Genomic DNA, 15,238 nt, shown 5'->3' on the forward strand with positions numbered 1-15,238 from the left:
GTCATGGACCTCAGCCCGCGCGGTGGACCACCGCGTCGCAGAGCTCCTCCAGGGCAGCCTTCGCAAAGCACTCGGGCAGCGGGGCGAGCATCGCCCTCGCCTCCTCCGCGTACCGCACGGTGTCCCGCCTGGCCTGCTCCAGCGCGGGGTGCGCACGCAGCCGCCGCAGCGCCTCGCCGTGCCGGGCGTCGTCCGTCAGATCCCCGTCCAGCAGGGCGACGAGCTCCAGGTCCTCGGGCCGTCCGTGCGCCTCGGCCTGCGCGCGCAGACGCAGCACCGGCAGCGTCGGGATGCCCTCGCGCAGATCCGTGCCGGGCGTCTTGCCCGACTCGTGCGAGTCGCTCGCGATGTCGAGTACGTCGTCGGCGAGCTGGAAGGCCACACCGAGCCGCTCTCCGTACTGGGTGAGGATGTCCACGACACCCTCGTCGGCACCGGACATCATCGCGCCGAACCGGCCGGAGACCGCGATCAGCGAGCCCGTCTTGCCGCCGATGACATCGAGGTAGTGGTCGATCGGGTCGCGGCCGTCGCGCGGCCCCGCCGTCTCCAGGATCTGGCCGGTGACCAGCCGCTCGAAGGCCTCGGCCTGGATGCGTACGGCCTCGGGGCCCAGGTCGGCCAGGATGTGCGAGGCCCTCGCGAACAGGAAGTCGCCGGTCAGCACGGCCACGGAGTTGCCCCAGCGGGCGTTGGCGCTGTCCACGCCGCGCCGTACGTCGGCCACGTCCATCACGTCGTCGTGGTACAGCGTCGCGAGATGGGTGAGCTCGACGACCACGGCCGAGGGCACGACACCCGGCGCGTACGGATCACCGAACTGGGCCGCGAGCATCACCAGCAGCGGCCGGAAGCGCTTGCCCCCCGCCCGTACGAGATGCTGTGCGGCCTCCGTGATGAAGGGCACCTCGCTCTTGGTGGCATCGAGCAGACCCGCCTCGACAGCCGCCAATCCGGTCTGGACATCGGCCTCAAGAGCCTGGTCCCGCACGCTCAGCCCGAACGGCCCGACGACGGTCACGAGGGGATCTCCTGTCTGCTGACGGTCACACGGATTGTCGATGTGTCGCTGGATTCACTCAAGTCAGCGTATCCGGTCGCGTTTCGATCACCATGGGCGCCTTCCCGTCACCGCCGGTATGTTCGTGATCAGCTGGTACGACATTGAGTGACCCTTTCGCCAGGAAGCTCCTGCCATGCGCATCCGCACCGATTTTCCGAACGAGACCGCCCATGAGGACGTCCGTATCGCCCTCAAGGACGGCACACGGCTGTACGCGCGCGTCTGGCGGCCGGTGACCGGCGAACCCGTTCCCGCCCTGCTCGAATATGTGCCCTACCGGCTGACCGACTGGACCGCGCCGCGCGACTATCAGCGCCACCCCTGGTACGCGGGCCACGGCTACGCCTCCGTACGGGTCGATGTGCGCGGACACGGCAACAGCGAGGGCCTGCCCGGCGACGCGTACGACACTACCGAGGCCGCAGACGGGGTCGAGGTAATCAACTGGCTGGCCGGACAGCCCTGGTGCACGGGCCGGGTCGGGATGTTCGGGATCTCCTGGGGCGGCACCGACGCCCTGCGGATCGCCGCCCTCGCACCCGAGCCGCTGAAGGCGATCGTCACCGTCTGTTCCACGGACGACCGCTACGACAACGACGCGCACTACATGGGCGGTTCGGTCCTGGCCGGCGGGATGCCCGCCTGGGCCGCGACCCTGCTCGCCTTCACCGCCCGGCCGCCCGATCCGCTCCACGTCGGCGACGCCTGGCGCGAGCAGTGGCTGAACCGGCTGGAGGCCCTTTCCCCCTTCATCCACACCTGGCTCGCCCACCAGATCCGCGACGATTACTGGAAACGGAGCAGCATCCGCGAGAACTACGCCGCCGTCGACGCGGCGGTCCTGGCGGTCGGCGGCTGGCACGATCCGTACCGGGACACCGTGCTGCGCCTGGTCGAGCAGCTGCACCCCGACCGGGTACGGGGGCTGATCGGCCCGTGGCCGCACGAGTACCCCGACCGCGGCCGCCCGCCGGGACCCGCGATCGGCTTTCTCCAGGAGACGCTGCGCTGGTGGGACCACTGGCTGAAGGGCAGGGACACGGGCGTCATGGCCGAGCCCCTGCTGCGCTCCTGGATCAGCGAGTCGCACCGGCCCGCGACCGTCTACTCGGAACTGCCCGGCCGCTGGGTCGGCGACCCCGCCTGGCCGTCGCCGCACATCACCTCCGTGCCGTACGCGCTGACGGGCGAGCCGGTGATCGTCGACTCGCCCCAGCACACCGGCCTGGACGCCGGACGCTTCCTCCCCACCGGCAACGACGCCGATCTGCCGCCCGACCAGCGCGACGAGGACGCCCGCTCGGCCTGTTTCGAATTCCCGGTCACCGACGAGCCGGTCGAGATCCTGGGCCGCCCCCGGGTCACCCTGCGGCTGCGCCCGGACGTGCCCTACGGCCAGGCGATCGCCCGCCTCTGCGACGTCGCCCCTGACGGCTCCTCCACCCTCGTCACCCGCGGCGTGCTGAGCCTCTCCGCCCGCCACGGCCGCGAACGCGCCAACGCCTGGCCGCCCGGCACGTCCGAGGACGTGGCCTTCGAGCTGAACGCCATCGGCCACACCTTCCCCGCGGGCCACCGCATCCGGCTCGCCGTCTCCTCCGCGTACTGGCCCTGGATCTGGCCCCACAGCGGCTCCGCGGGCTTCACCCTCGACCCGGCGGGCTCCCGTCTGGAGCTCCCCGTACGGGACCTGGGCGCGGGCGCCGAGTACAAGATCGCCTTCGAGGAGCCTGAACAGTCCGAGCCGCTCGGCGTCAGCTCCCCCGTGACGCTCGACGAGCCGCGACCCGGGCGGCTGGTGACCCGGGACGTCGCCAAGGGCGAATGGCGCGTCGAGATCGACCCGCGCCACGGCGCCACGCTCGTTCATCCGGACGGCCTCGAGTACACGGAGGACGCGCTGGAGACCTACACGATCCGCGAGCGCGACCCGCACTCCGCGCACACCCGCTCCACCTGGACGATCCGGCTGCACCGGCCCGAGCTGGCCTGGGACGTGCGGATCGAGACCCGCTCCGAAGTCGGCTGCGACGCGGCCGACTTCATCACCCGGGACGAGGTGGTCTGCCGGGACGGCCCCGAGATCGTCTTCCACCGCACCTGGGAGCGGCGGATCCCCCGTATGGCCGGGTGAGAGCGCAGGCCGGGCGGCCTGCCGCGGCGGGGGAACATCCACGTAACGTGGGACCCACACCCGTGGAAAGCGAGGCAAGCACCGATGCCCGAGCAGAGCCCGCTCGATCTGGCCGAGGGCGATCCCTTCGGCCCGCACAACCTGCCGTACGGCGTTTTCAGCACGGCCGACGAGCCCGGCCGCCGACGGCTCGGCGTCCGCATCGGCAGCCATGTGCTCGACGCCGGGGCCGCGGCCCACACCCTCGGCTCCCCCTATGCCGCGCTGCTGGCACAGCCGAGCCTCAATCCGCTGCTCGCCGCGGGCCGCACCGCCTGGCGCGATGTGCGCCGCGCGCTCACCGCCTGGGTCACGGTGCCCGCCCACCGCGCGGACATTGAACCGCTGCTGCACCCGCTCGACTCGGTCACGCTGCATCTTCCGTACGAGGTCGCCGACTATGTCGACTTCTACGCGAGCGAGCACCACGCCACCAACGTCGGCAAGATCTTCCGGCCGGACGGGGACGCGCTGACCCCCAACTGGAAGCACCTGCCGATCGGTTACCACGGCCGGTCCGGCACCGTCGTCGTCTCCGGCACGGATGTGGTGCGCCCCTCCGGCCAGCGCAAGACGCCCGCGGACGCCTCCCCCGTCTTCGGCCCCTCGGTGAAGCTCGACATCGAGGCGGAGGTCGGCTTCCTCGTCGGCACCCCCTCCGAGCTGGGCACTCCCGTGCCGCTCGGGGACTTCCGCGAGCATGTCTTCGGACTCTCGCTCCTCAACGACTGGTCGGCGCGCGACATCCAGGCCTGGGAGTACGTCCCGCTCGGCCCCTTCCTCGGCAAGTCCTTCGCGACATCCGTCTCCGCCTGGGTGACCCCCCTGGAGGCCCTGGACACGGCGCGGACCGCCCCGCCCGCCCGCGACTTCGATCTGCTGCCCTATCTCGACGACTCCGGCGAGGACGAGCCGGGCGGCTTCGATGTGCGCATCACGGTGGCGATCAACGGCCATGTGATCTCCGAGCCGCCGTTCGCCACGATGTACTGGACGGCAGCCCAGCAACTGGCCCACATGACGGTCAACGGCGCGTCCCTGCGTACGGGCGACCTCTTCGGCTCCGGCACGGTCAGCGGCCCCGAGGTCCATATGCGCGGCTCGCTCCTCGAACTCACCTGGAACGGCCGGGACATCCTCGAACTCCCCGAGGGCAAGCGGACGTTCCTGGAGGACGGCGACGTGGTGACGATGACCGCGTGGGCGCCCGGCCCGGACGGCACCCGGGTGGGCCTCGGCGAAGTGACCGGCCGGATCGTCCCGAGCGCCGGCTGATGAGCGAACTGACCCTGCCCGAGGAGCTGTTGCTGCTTGCCCTCGACCCGGCGACGGGCCGCCGGCACTGCAACAGGAGCTACCTCCAGTACGGGCTGGCCGGCGCGGCCCTCGCCGAACTGGAGCTCCAGGGCAGGGTCGCCGAGGCCCGCGGCCGGGTGACGGTGGTCAATCCGCTGCCGCCTCAGGACCCGCTCTCGGCGCAGATCCTGGCGAGCCTTCCGGCCCCGCGCGGGAGCCGGTTCGGCGACGGCGTCCATGCCCGGCGCTGGGTCAGGCGCACCGGGCGTCAGGTCGAGGAGCTGTGCCTGCACCACCTGGTGGGGCGCGGTGCGCTGAGGGTGGAGACCCGACGCTTCCTCGGTCTCTTCCCGTACCACCGCTACCCCGCGGCGGCCGCGGACTGGTCGGCACCGGCCCGGGGGCGCTACGCCCAGTCGATGACGGCCGGCTTCCCGGACCGCCGCAGCCGGCTGCTGGCCGCCTTCACCACGGCGATCGGCCTCGCCCGGGTGCTGCACCCGGGCCGGACCTGGCGGGAGAGCGGCACGCTGCGCATTCTCGTAAGGGAGCAGTGGGCGCCGTACGCGGTGCACCGCGCCGTACAGCAGGACAAGCGGTCGAGCAGCATCAGCATCGGGGACGGGGGCGGGTCCGATGGCGGAGGCGACTGTGGGGGAGGCGACGGTGGGGGAGGCGGCGACTGACGTGCCCGGGGTGGCAGATCTTCCCCGCTGATCGGCATCACCGCAGGTCAGCGAGATTTTTCGGCGGTCGCCGGTGGCGCAACACTCTGGCAACACCACGGGTGGGAAAGCCTCGGTATGGTCCACGGCATGCCAGCCGAACGAATCCGTGAGCACACCGGGCCGGTCGCCGCAGCGCGCCGGCGGCGGCTGCGCGCGGACCAGGCGCGGCAGCTCGCCGACCTGTTGCGCCACCAGATGCGTACGGGCGGCTTCCCCGGCGGCGTACTGCCACTGGAAGGCACCATCGGCGACGACTACCGCGTCTCCCGCAACACCGTCCGGCAGGCGCTGGATCTCCTCCGTACGGAGGGGCTCATCGAGCGGCAGCCCGGTGTCGGCACCGTCGTGGTGTCCGAGAAGTACCCGCACGGCCTGGACCGGCTGCAGGGCCTCGCCGAGACCCTGCGCGAACACGGCGACGTCACCAACGAAGTCCGTACTGTCGGTCCCGTCCCCGCGCCCGCACCCGTGGCCCGGCGACTCGGCATCACGGAGCACACCGACGTGCTCTACATCGAGCGGCTGCGCAGGCTGAACGGCCTGCCCCTCTCCCTCGACCTCACCTACATCCCCATGGACCTCGGCTCCCGGCTGCTCGGCTGCGACCTGGAGCACACCGATGTGTTCCGGCTGCTCGAAAGCCTCACCGGACAGCAGTTGGGCCGGGCCGAGATCACCCTGGAGGCCGTCAACGCCGACGCGCACTCCGCCACCGTGCTCGAAGCCCCGCGTGGCGCCGCCGTCCTCATGCTCGAACGGCTCACGCATCTGTCCGACGGACGCCCCGTGGACCTGGAGTTCATCCGCTTCCGCGGCGACCGCATCACGATGAGCGGGCTGCTCCACCGCTCTGCCTGACCCTCACCCGCACCTCTTTCCGGGAGACAGCCATGCCTCTGGCACCCCAGCGCGCCGACGTGCCCGTGACCATCGACGAGTCGAAGTGCATCGACGGCTGCACCCTCTGCGTCGACATGTGCCCGCTCGACTCCCTCGCGATCAACCCGGACAGCGGCAAGGCCTATATGCACGTCGACGAGTGCTGGTACTGCGGCCCGTGCGCGGCCCGGTGTCCCACGGACGCCGTCACGGTCAACATGCCCTATCTGCTCCGGTGAACCCGGCGAAGGTCGAGAGGTCCGAACTCCCATGACACGCAAGCCAGTCACGCTCCTCGCCGCCGCTCTGCTGCTGCCCCTCACCGGCTGTGGCGGCGACGCGAGCGCGGGCGACTCCGGCACGGTCACCATCACCGTCGGTTACCAGTCCAAGACCATCAACACCGTCACGGCCGGGACGCTGCTGCGCTCGCTCGGCTACTTCGAACGGGAGCTCGCCGCCCGCGGCAAGCGCGAGGGCGTCACGTACAAGGTGAAGTGGCAGGACTACGCCACGGGCGCGCCGATCACCGCGCAGATGACCGCCGGGAAGGTCGACATCGGCTCGATGGGCGACTTCCCGCTGCTCATCAACGCCGCGCGCGGCAAGCAGCTGAGCCGGCCGACGAAGCTCGTCTCCGTGACCGGCTACAACCTGCGCGGCGGCCTCAACACCATTGTCACCGCGCCCGGTTCGGGGCTCGCCTCGCTCAAGGACCTGCGCGGCAAGAAGGTCTCCACGAGCGTCGGATCGGCCGCCGACGGCACGCTCGTACGGGCGCTCCAACGGGCTGACATCGACCCGGAGAAGGACATCCGCAAGCTCAACCAGCAGCCCGCGGTGGGAGCTTCGGCGCTCCAGGCGGGCAGTACGGACGCGCTCTCGCAGTTCGTGGCCTGGCCGGGGCTGCTCGCCTTCCAGGGCCGGGCGCAGGCGCTGTACGACGGGGCGGAGCTGAACCTTCCGACCTTCCACGGAGTCACTGTCCGTGAGGACTTCGCGAAGAAGCGGCCCGCCGTGCTGGAGGACTTCCTGCGCGCCCAGGCCGAGGCGACGGACTACCTGAACAAGCAGCCGGTCGCGGCGGCGGAGTCGGTGGCCGAGGCGACCGGACTGCCGCCCGAGGTCGTCTACCTCTACAACGGCTCCAACGGCATCGCCACCTTCGGCCCTGCCCTGCGGGCGGAGCTGGTGGACGCGCTGAAGAAGGACGTGCCGGTGCTGAAGTCGGCCAAGCTGGTGGGCGACGTGAAGGTGGACGCCTTCGTCGACGAGCAGTATGTGAAGCGGGCGTTGGGCAACGGCTATGCGAAGGCGCTCGCGGCGGCCCCGAAGGCTGTGAAGAGCGAGGTATGGCTCAAGACCGGCTCGACGCGGTCCTTCGCCACTCCGGCCGAGCTTCTGCGCCACCTCGCCGCGCAACAGGACCAGGTACGGGCCGCGTACGTCCCCGACGCCACGACCGGGACCCTCTGGTTCGCCGACAAGGCGGTATGGGTGGCGGACGGCGTGAACCTGCTGCCCTTCGTGACCCGTTCGGCTGCGGCCGCGTACGTCTCGGGGCACGCGGGTGCTCGTACCGTCCCGTACACCGAAGCCCTGAAGCGGGCGTCATGACCACGCGGCGCTTCCTGCGGGTCCTCTCGCTCGCGGGCGCGCTCGGGCTGTGGCAGCTGCTGACCGCGCTCGACATCAATCTGTGGCTGCGTTTCGAGCAGTTCCCGACAGTTGTCGACGTGGCGCGGGAGTTCGGGGAACGGATCGGCAGCGGCCCGTACTGGCAGGACCTCACCGACAGCCTCACCCGCATCGTCACCGGCTTCGCCCTGGCGGCGGTCGCGGGCGTGGCCGTCGGCACGGCGATCGCCCGCTCGCGCCTTGTGGCGGATCTGCTCGGCCCGGTCCTCGAAGTCCTGCGCCCCATCCCTGCGATCGCACTGGTGCCGGTGGCGATCCTGCTCTTCCCCAGCAACGAACAGGGAATCGTCTTCATCACCTTCACCGCGGCCTTCTTCCCGGTCATGGTCTCCACCCGCCACGCGGTGCGCGCCCTGACCCCGGTCTGGGAGGAGGCAGTCCTCACGATGGGCGGAGGACGGTGGCGGGTGCTCGGTTCGGTGGTCCTGCCGGGCGCGCTGCCGGGGATCCTCGGCGGACTGTCGGTCGGGATCGGCGTCTCGTGGATCTGCGTGATCTCTGCGGAGATGATCTCCGGGGAGTACGGGGTGGGTTACCGCACCTGGCAGGACTACACGGTGGTCGACTACCCCGGCGTGTTCGTGGGGATGGCGACGATCGGGGTCCTGGGCTGGCTGACGTCGACGGCGGTGGAGCTGGCGGGGCGCCGGGTGACGCGGTGGCTCCCGCGGACGGAGCACGGGGGGTCGGTGGGCGCGGCGCGGGTGCGGGTACGGGTGCGCCCTGCGGGGCTTTCCCCCACCCCGCCCCTTCCCGTAACCGGGGGCAAGCCCCCAGCCCCCCGTACGGCCTTCGGCCGTGTCCTCAATCGCCGGACGGGCTGAATGTGCGGCCCAGCCGCACATCCAGGGACGCGAAATTCAGCCCCGTGGGGGTCCCCCCGGACGAAGTCTGGGGGAGTTTGAGGCGCGGGGAGGTTGGGGGTCCCCCCGGACGAAGTCTGGGGGAGGGCGGGGTGGGGAACAGCCCCGCGCAGCGGCCCCGCCCGCCACCGCACCCCCGTCCGCACCCACACCCACACCCACACCCACACCCCAAGGAGGCGCAAACCGTGACCACCCCTTCCGAGACCCTCTCTCCCACCACCACAACCCCACCCCGCGGCGCCCACCTCACCCTCTCCCGCGTAACCCTCGGCCGCCCCGGCACCCCCGTCCTCGACAGCCTCGATCTCGACATCGCCCCCGGCGAGATCCTGACCGTCGTCGGACCGTCGGGCTGCGGCAAGTCCACCCTCCTGCGCACCCTCGCCGGACTGCTCCCCGCACTCCACGGAGCCGTCGAGCAGGACGGCGCCCCCATCACCGCCCCCCGCGCCGAGCGCGCCCTGGTCTTCCAGGACGACGCCCTGCTCCCCTGGCGCACCGTCCGCGCCAACGTCGAACTGCCCCTCGCCATCCGCGGATTGAGCCGGACCGACCGCCGCCGCAAGGCCGAGCAATGGCTGGAGCGCGTCGGCCTCGCCGACCGCGCCGCCCACCTCCCGTACCGCATCTCCGGCGGCCAGCGCCAACGCGTGCAGCTCGCCCGCGCCCTCGCCGCCGAGCCCCGCGCCGTCCTCATGGACGAGCCCTTCGGCGCGCTCGACGCGCAGACGAGGGCCGGTATGCAGCAACTGCTCGTCGACGTGCTGCGCGGCACCGGCGCGACCGTCGTCTTCGTCACGCACGACGTGGACGAGGCGATCTTCCTCGGCGACCGGGTCGCCCTCCTCGGTACCGGCCGCGTCCTGGACGTACCGCGCCCGCGTGACCGGGAGGCCCACAACGATCCCGTGACCGTCGCCCTGCGCCGCGACGTACTCGAATCTCTCGGTACCAAGTGAAAGGCACGACCGTGCAGATCCCCGCCCTCACCGACGCCGAGGAACTGACCTGCGACGTCCTCGTCATCGGCGGCGGCACGGCCGGGACGATGGCCGCACTCACCGCCGCCGAGCGCGGCGCGAACGTACTGCTCCTCGAAAAGGCACACGTCCGCCACTCGGGCGCCCTCGCCATGGGCATGGACGGAGTCAACAACGCCGTCATCCCCGGCCGCGCCGAGCCCGACGACTACGTCGCCGAGATCACCCGCGCCAACGACGGCATCGTCGACCAGTCCACGGTCCGCCAGACCGCGACCCGCGGCTTCGCCATGGTGCAGCGGCTGGAGTCGTACGGCGTGAAGTTCGAGAAGGACGAACACGGCGAGTACGCGGTCCGCCAGGTGCACCGCTCCGGCTCGTACGTCCTGCCGATGCCCGAGGGCAAGGACGTCAAGAAGGTCCTCTACCGTCAGCTGCGCCGCCGCGAGATGCGCGAACGCATCCGGATCGAGAACCGCGTCATGCCGGTCCGGGTCCTCACGGCGGACGGCCGGGCCGTGGGCGCGGCCGGGCTCAACACCCGCACCGGCGGGTTCGTCACGGTCCGCGCGGGCGCGGTCATCCTCGCCACCGGCGCCTGCGGCCGCCTCGGTCTGCCGGCCTCCGGCTATCTCTACGGCACGTACGAGAACCCCACCAACGCCGGTGACGGCTACGCCATGGCCTACCACGCGGGCGCCGAACTCACCGGCATCGAGTGCTTCCAGATCAACCCGCTGATCAAGGACTACAACGGCCCCGCCTGCGCGTACGTCGCCAACCCCTTCGGCGGCTACCAGGTCAACCGCCACGGCGAGCGCTTCGTCGACTCCGACTACTGGTCCGGCCAGATGATGTCGGAGTTCGCCGCCGAACTCGCCTCCGACCGCGGCCCGGTCTATCTCAAGCTCAGCCATCTCCCGGAGGAGTCCATCAGCGCGCTGGAGGGCATCCTGCACTCCACCGAACGCCCCACCCGCGGTACCTTCCACGCGAACCGCGGCCACGACTACCGCACCCACGACGTCGAGATGCACATCTCGGAGATCGGCCTGTGCGGCGGCCACTCGGCCTCCGGCGTCCGCGTCGACGACCACGCCCGCACCACCGTGCCCGGTCTGTACGCGGCCGGGGACCTGGCCTGCGTCCCGCACAACTACATGATCGGCGCGTTCGTCTTCGGCGACCTGGCCGGGGCGGACGCCTCGCAATTCTCCGCGTACGAAGGCGAATTGCCCGCCGACCAGATCCGGGACGCCCACGAGCTGATCTATCGCCCCCTGCGCAACCCGGACGGCCCGCCGCAGCCCCAGGTCGAGTACAAGCTCCGCCGCTTCGTGAACGACTACGTCGCGCCGCCGAAGTCCGGCGCCCGCCTCTCCCTCGCCGTTGAGCACTTCGAGCGGATGCGCGGCGAGATCGCCGAGATGGGCGCCGAGACCCCGCACGAGCTGATGCGCTGCGCGGAGCTCAGCTTCATCCGCGACTGCGCGGAGATGGCGGCGCGCTCCTCACTCGCCCGTACGGAATCCCGCTGGGGCCTCTACCACGAGCGTACGGACCACCCGCAGCGCGACGACGAAGATTGGCTGCACCACCTGGACCTGCGCAAATCCCCGTCCGGGGCAATGGAGTTCACGGCTCGCCCCGTCTCGCCCTATCTGGTGCCGGTCGAGGAGTTCAGTCCCACCGGCGGGCTGCCCCGCCACCTCGGGGAGGTCCACCCGGAGCAGGTCTCCACGGCCGGACAGCGCGATATCGCGCCGACCGGCTCCCGCATCGCCGCTCCCATACGCATCGAGACGCATGCTTCAGCCCACTCCCCCCGCATCCTCGAACTCCTCGCCCTGGCCGAAGAGGAGCCCTCGCTGGCGGAGTTGAGCCCCTACCTCTCGGACGCCGACCCGACCGTCCGGGCCGCCGCCGTCGCCGCGCTCACCGAGACCACCCCGGACGGCACAGGCCCGGCACTCGCCGCCGCCTTGGTGGACGAGGACGCGGCGGTACGGGCAGGGGCAGCGGCCTGTCTCCAGGAGCTGGTGGAAGTCCTGCCGCCGACGGGCGAGTTGAGCACTCTGCTGCTGGCGGCACTCGGCTGCGACGACCCCAGGGTCCGCTCCACCGCGCTCGACGTCCTGCGCGCCCTGCGCCTGGGCGAAGCCACCGCCTACACCCGTACGCTCGACGACCCGGACATCGAGGTCCGCATCGCTTCCGTACGCGCCCTGGTCTCGGTCGACGCGCTCGACGCCGTCGCCCGCGCGACCGCCGACCCGGCCCGCGAGGTCCGCGTCACGGTGGCCCACAGCCTGACCGACCCGGGAGCCCTCGCCCCCCTGCTCCAGGACCCGGACATCCTGGTCCGCGCGGCCGCACTCGCCGCCCTGTCCACCACCGGATGCCCCGCCCCGTACGACACCACGGCCGTCACCGCGCTCACTGCCCCCGCCTGGCAGGTCCGCGCAGGCGCGGCCTCGGCCCTGGGCGCAGCCGACCCTGAACCCGCCGTCCCCGCCCTGACCAAGACCCTCGCCGACCCGAACGCCGACGTCCGCAAGGCGGCGGTCCTCTCCCTGCTCCGCCACACCGCCACCCCGGACGCCCGCACGGCCCTGTCCACGGCAGTCCATGACACCGACGCGGACGTCCGCGCCTATGCCGCCCGGGCGGCTACTCCGGCCTGAGCGGCGGCAGATCAGGCGGGCGTGCGTGATCATTCCGGTCGCGGACGCCCACGGTGACGGAGGGCGCGTCAACGGCACGTGATTCGTTCACACGTGCGTGGGAGCCTTGTCCCGTTCCCTCCGGATACGCTGATCAGACCCGCGAGACTCCGTCCCATGGGAGCACTGATGAGCGTCGAACCCCAGGCCTCGAAACCCAGCTGGCCCGTCCCGCCCGTGGGCGGCTGGACGGCCAATGACCTGGACCGGCTTCCGAACCTGCCTCCGCACACGGAGCTGATCGACGGGAGCCTTGTCTTCGTGAGTCCGCAAACCGTCTTCCACATGCGTGCGGTCAGCTTCTTCGAGTGGCAGCTGCAGTCGGCCGTTCCCGAGGATCTTGAGGTCTGCCGGGAATTCACGATCGACATCGACCGGCAGAACAGGCCGGAGCCCGATGTGTTCGTCGTGCGCGGAGAGGCCGTCGAGGAATCGGATCAGACCCGGTTCCCTGCCGAGTCCGTGGTCCTGGCCATCGAGGTCGTCTCCACCGACTCCGTGACCCGGGATCGCGAGACCAAGCCGGTGAAGTACGCGCGGGCCAAGATCCCGCACTACTGGCGAGTGGAAGATAACGAGGGTCAGGCCGTGGTCTACGTCTTCGAGCTGGAGCCGACCACGGGCGCGTACACCAGCACCGGCATCTTCCATGACCGGATGAAGGTCTCCGTCCCCTTCCCCGTCGACCTCGACCTCACCCAGATCAAGCCCCGCCGAAACAGGGCCGCCGACGGATAGCCGGTCGGTCTCGCGCGAAGGCCCGGCACCTCACCGAGGTGCCGGGCCGACCGTCATCCGATGGCCTTGTAACCGGACCATGTCGTGCCGACGCTGCTGTTGACGATGTGCGGCGTTGTCAGTGCTCGCCGGCAGGATGCGTTGCATGACCTCAGCCACCGCGGCCGACTACGGCTGGATACGTTCCTCGTCCTCGCCGTTCGCATATGGGCTGCAGATCGGGTACACCCTGACGCTGGTGCAGGGTGTCTCGCCTGCCGAGTTGCTCAGGGTGGTGGGGGCCAAGCCGCGTGGTGTGTGTGTGGGCTCCAACGCACTGATCGAGCAGCACGCGGCGCTCTTGTACGAGTCCGACTGGCCCGAGTCCTTCCTTGCGGGAGCGTTTACCGTGCCGGGCGAGGAAGGGGACTGGACCCTCGCCTTGGATTTCGGTGGCGATCTGGGGACCCGGCCGCGCTTCTTGGAGGCCTTGTCCGCTGGGACGCGTGTTGTCTCGCATTCGAGTAACGGGGGGAAGCCCATGCACTTCTTCCACTGGTACGAGAATGGGGAGTTGCGGACCACCTTCGAGTGGCCGGCCCACAGGACCGGCAGTACTCCCGACGAGCTGAACGCCGTGATGAGAGAGGTCGGTCTTAACCCCACAGGTGACGAAGCTCCAGACGTCGATCGCAAGGCGGCGGTCTTCGCGCTGGCGGAGCGTCTTACCGGCGTCCAGGTGACTGAGGACCTATTGGCGGAGGCCGAGTACCGGACGGGGGAGGTCCCGGAGGAGCCCGCCGAGGAGTGGGAGAGCATCACCATCGACATCACGGATGCGCATGGCGACAGGACGTACGTCCAGGTTGAACGGGATCAGCTGACGCGCGACGAGACGTAGTGGGTACGCCTCACGTCGCCTCACGAGGTGGTGGGGGGTCAGTGCTTGGCTGTGTACGTCACGAAGGTTGCCCACTGGGCTTCTGTGAAGGCGAGCCGCGGGCCCTCGGGGTTCTTGGAGTCGCGGACGAGTACCGCACCAGGCGCCGCCGCTATCTCCACGCATTCGCTACTGCTGCTGCTGTCGCTGTAGGTGCTCTTGAACCACTCCAGCTCGGAAACGTCCCCGGCAGAGGGCTTGCGGATCATGTCTCTCCCAGCATTTGCTCGATGAAGGCCAGCGACTCCCGTGGCGTGAGAGCTTGGGCGCGGATCATGCCGTACCGCAGATCAAGGATCCGGAGCTGTTTTGGCTCAGAGAACGGCCGGCCGCCGGACTGTCCTTCGTCACGGCCCACCGCCGAACCGTCCCCGAACTTCAACACCTCGATCCCACCTCCCATCCCGGCGTGGTCGTCGCGGTCGGTCGGCATCACCTGGATCGCGACGTGCCGTAACTGGCCGACCTCCAGAAGGCGTTCCAGTTGTCGGCGCAGCACCATTCTGCCGCCGAGCGGGCGCCGCAGGGTCACCTCCTCCTGAACGAATGTGAGGGCCGGGGCAGGAGACCGTCCGAAGACCACGTTCCGTGCCATGCGCGCGGCCACGGCTCGCTCCACCTCGTCCTGTGAGTAGGCAGGTTGCCGCATCTCGAACAGCCTGCGCGCGTACTCCTCCGTCTGCAACAGCCCGTGTACGTTGTGATTGCCGTACACCCCGACCTCGACCGCCTGCGCCTCCAGCTTCGCCAGGTCGCGGACCTTCTTCGGGTACCGCGCCTCCGCGATGTCCTTCTTCATCGCGGCGATCTTGCCGCCCGCGCCCAGCACTTGATCGGCCTTGTCCAGGAACTCCGGCCTGGGGATGCGCTTTCCGCCCTCCACCTTGTAGACCAGGTTCTCGCCGTACCCGATCGCCGCCCCGAACTCAGCCGGCCGCAGCCCCGCCGCCTCGCGCCAGAGTTTGAGCTGGTGGCCGAGTGCGGCGACCACGGCCGCCGAGTCGTTCTCCGGATCGACCTCCCAGCCGGGCTCATCCGCCCCCTCCGCCGCGTGCTCCGCGCGTTGCCCGTCCACGCTCATCCGCGCCCACCTCCGAAATTGTCATGGTGGACAGCCTGTACAGGCCTGGACAGCCGTCAGACAGTCACCGTACGTATCGACTTCATCACTGTTC

The 15,238-nt window shown here is 70.5% G+C and carries 14 protein-coding genes; 11 read left to right on the forward strand and 3 right to left on the reverse strand.

Features of this window, described 5'->3' with window-relative positions:
- Positions 1–10 precede the first annotated feature (10 nt).
- Positions 11–1,021, reverse strand: coding sequence for a polyprenyl synthetase family protein (locus OG905_RS17300; protein ID WP_328671608.1), 1,011 nt, complete (start codon positions 1,019–1,021; stop codon positions 11–13).
- A 175-nt stretch (positions 1,022–1,196) separates the two neighbouring features.
- Between OG905_RS17300 and OG905_RS17305 the strand changes: the two genes are divergently transcribed.
- From OG905_RS17305 to OG905_RS17355, 11 genes are all read left to right on the forward strand, one after another.
- Positions 1,197–3,197 (forward strand): CocE/NonD family hydrolase, encoded by a 2,001-nt coding sequence (locus OG905_RS17305; RefSeq protein WP_328671610.1) that lies wholly within the window; start codon positions 1,197–1,199, stop codon positions 3,195–3,197.
- 84 nt (positions 3,198–3,281) lie between these two features.
- Positions 3,282–4,511 (forward strand): fumarylacetoacetase, encoded by a 1,230-nt coding sequence (gene fahA, locus OG905_RS17310; protein WP_328671612.1) that lies wholly within the window; start codon positions 3,282–3,284, stop codon positions 4,509–4,511.
- The gene (locus OG905_RS17315) at positions 4,511–5,218 is read left to right on the forward strand and encodes a GOLPH3/VPS74 family protein (RefSeq protein WP_328671614.1); all 708 of its coding nucleotides are present in this window, start codon (positions 4,511–4,513) and stop codon (positions 5,216–5,218) included. Before fahA ends, OG905_RS17315 begins: the two co-directional genes overlap by 1 nt.
- 129 nt (positions 5,219–5,347) lie before the next feature.
- Positions 5,348–6,118: a GntR family transcriptional regulator gene (locus tag OG905_RS17320; RefSeq protein ID WP_328671616.1), complete on the forward strand. Its 771-nt coding sequence runs from the start codon at positions 5,348–5,350 to the stop codon at positions 6,116–6,118.
- Between the two features lie 32 nt (positions 6,119–6,150).
- Entirely contained in the window at positions 6,151–6,378 is a 228-nt protein-coding gene (locus OG905_RS17325; RefSeq protein ID WP_266479325.1) for a 4Fe-4S dicluster domain-containing protein, read from the forward strand.
- A gap of 31 nt (positions 6,379–6,409) precedes the next feature.
- The gene (locus OG905_RS17330) at positions 6,410–7,756 is read left to right on the forward strand and encodes an ABC transporter substrate-binding protein (protein ID WP_328671620.1); all 1,347 of its coding nucleotides are present in this window, start codon (positions 6,410–6,412) and stop codon (positions 7,754–7,756) included.
- A complete protein-coding gene (locus OG905_RS17335; RefSeq protein WP_328671622.1) occupies positions 7,753–8,661 on the forward strand; it encodes an ABC transporter permease in 909 nt (302 codons plus the stop codon). Before OG905_RS17330 ends, OG905_RS17335 begins: the two co-directional genes overlap by 4 nt.
- A 227-nt stretch (positions 8,662–8,888) precedes the next feature.
- The gene (locus OG905_RS17340; protein WP_328671624.1) at positions 8,889–9,662 is read left to right on the forward strand and encodes an ABC transporter ATP-binding protein; all 774 of its coding nucleotides are present in this window, start codon (positions 8,889–8,891) and stop codon (positions 9,660–9,662) included.
- A gap of 11 nt (positions 9,663–9,673) precedes the next feature.
- Positions 9,674–12,367, forward strand: a complete 2,694-nt coding sequence (locus OG905_RS17345) for a fumarate reductase/succinate dehydrogenase flavoprotein subunit (protein WP_328671626.1) — start codon at positions 9,674–9,676, stop codon at positions 12,365–12,367.
- 168 nt (positions 12,368–12,535) lie between these two features.
- Positions 12,536–13,144 (forward strand): Uma2 family endonuclease, encoded by a 609-nt coding sequence (locus OG905_RS17350; protein WP_328671628.1) that lies wholly within the window; start codon positions 12,536–12,538, stop codon positions 13,142–13,144.
- Positions 13,145–13,289: 145 nt separating this feature from the next.
- Entirely contained in the window at positions 13,290–14,024 is a 735-nt protein-coding gene (locus OG905_RS17355; RefSeq protein ID WP_328671630.1) for a DUF6461 domain-containing protein, read from the forward strand.
- A 38-nt stretch (positions 14,025–14,062) separates the two neighbouring features.
- Here the strand turns inward: OG905_RS17355 and OG905_RS17360 are convergent, their stop codons facing one another.
- Together OG905_RS17360 and OG905_RS17365 are read right to left on the reverse strand one after the other, a co-directional pair.
- Positions 14,063–14,272 (reverse strand): DUF397 domain-containing protein, encoded by a 210-nt coding sequence (locus tag OG905_RS17360; protein WP_328671632.1) that lies wholly within the window; start codon positions 14,270–14,272, stop codon positions 14,063–14,065.
- Positions 14,269–15,144, reverse strand: coding sequence for a helix-turn-helix domain-containing protein (locus OG905_RS17365; protein WP_328671633.1), 876 nt, complete (start codon positions 15,142–15,144; stop codon positions 14,269–14,271). Before OG905_RS17365 ends, OG905_RS17360 begins: the two co-directional genes overlap by 4 nt.
- Between the last annotated feature and the right edge of the window lie 94 nt (positions 15,145–15,238).

Origin of the sequence: Streptomyces sp. NBC_00322 (assembly GCF_036147535.1) — a bacterium.
Taxonomy (GTDB): Bacteria; Actinomycetota; Actinomycetes; order Streptomycetales; family Streptomycetaceae; genus Streptomyces.

What these genes read in the sequence shown, in the direction of transcription:
- OG905_RS17315 (WP_328671614.1), top strand. Translation starts at nt 4,511, where the DNA reads ATGAGCGAACTGACCCTGCCCGAGGAGCTGTTGCTGCTTGCCCTCGAC.
- OG905_RS17355 (WP_328671630.1), top strand. Translation starts at nt 13,290, where the DNA reads ATGACCTCAGCCACCGCGGCCGACTACGGCTGGATACGTTCCTCGTCC.
- fahA (WP_328671612.1), top strand. Translation starts at nt 3,282, where the DNA reads ATGCCCGAGCAGAGCCCGCTCGATCTGGCCGAGGGCGATCCCTTCGGC.
- OG905_RS17335 (WP_328671622.1), top strand. Translation starts at nt 7,753, where the DNA reads ATGACCACGCGGCGCTTCCTGCGGGTCCTCTCGCTCGCGGGCGCGCTC.
- OG905_RS17330 (WP_328671620.1), top strand. Translation starts at nt 6,410, where the DNA reads ATGACACGCAAGCCAGTCACGCTCCTCGCCGCCGCTCTGCTGCTGCCC.
- OG905_RS17350 (WP_328671628.1), top strand. Translation starts at nt 12,536, where the DNA reads ATGAGCGTCGAACCCCAGGCCTCGAAACCCAGCTGGCCCGTCCCGCCC.
- OG905_RS17320 (WP_328671616.1), top strand. Translation starts at nt 5,348, where the DNA reads ATGCCAGCCGAACGAATCCGTGAGCACACCGGGCCGGTCGCCGCAGCG.
- OG905_RS17305 (WP_328671610.1), top strand. Translation starts at nt 1,197, where the DNA reads ATGCGCATCCGCACCGATTTTCCGAACGAGACCGCCCATGAGGACGTC.
- OG905_RS17360 (WP_328671632.1), bottom strand. Translation starts at nt 14,272, where the DNA reads ATGATCCGCAAGCCCTCTGCCGGGGACGTTTCCGAGCTGGAGTGGTTC.
- OG905_RS17325 (WP_266479325.1), top strand. Translation starts at nt 6,151, where the DNA reads ATGCCTCTGGCACCCCAGCGCGCCGACGTGCCCGTGACCATCGACGAG.
- OG905_RS17365 (WP_328671633.1), bottom strand. Translation starts at nt 15,144, where the DNA reads ATGAGCGTGGACGGGCAACGCGCGGAGCACGCGGCGGAGGGGGCGGAT.